General features: G+C 72.7%; 1 protein-coding gene. It reads left to right on the forward strand.

Features of this window, described 5'->3' with window-relative positions:
* On the forward strand, window positions 1-620 hold a 620-nt coding region (locus HUK84_RS21895; RefSeq protein WP_176642004.1), incomplete at both ends, for an NAD(P)/FAD-dependent oxidoreductase.

Consider the following 620-nt stretch of genomic DNA (forward strand, 5'->3'; position numbering starts at 1 on the left):
TGTTCCTGGCGCAGGCCGGGCGCCGCGTCGTCGTGCTGGAACGCGGGCGCCCCGGCGCCCTGGCGTCGGGCGGCAATGCCGGCAGTCTTCATGCCCAGCTCATGGCCTTCGACGACAGCGCAGGGGCGGACGGTCCGTCGCTGCCGGCACGGACGCTTGCCCTGCAGCGGGATTCCATCCGGATGTGGCAGTCCATGGCGCCATTCTTCGACCGCGACCTGGAGATCAGGATCTGCGGCGGCCTGGCCGTGGCCGAGAGCGAAGCCGACATGGCGCGCCTGCGGGCGAAGGTGGCCGTCGAGCAGTCGCTGGGCGTGGCGTCCCGCATGGTGGACAGCCGCGAATTGCGGGCGATCGAGCCGGCGCTGGGTGCCGGATTCCTCGGGGGCGCCTATTGCCCGGAGGAAGGCAAGATCAACCCGATGGCGGCCACGCTGGCGGTCATGGCGCGGGCCAGGGAGGCAGGCGTTGCGATCCGCCCTCTGACGCCCGTCACGGCGATCACGCGGGAGACGAACGGATTCCGGATCGTCGGGGGCGGGCAGGCCTGGTCGGCGGGCGCGGTCGTGAACGCGGCCGGTGCCTATGCCGGCGAAATCGCCGGCCTGGTCGGCCGGCGC

This window comes from Nguyenibacter vanlangensis, from assembly GCF_013376155.1.
Lineage (GTDB): Bacteria > Pseudomonadota > Alphaproteobacteria > Acetobacterales > Acetobacteraceae > Gluconacetobacter > Gluconacetobacter vanlangensis.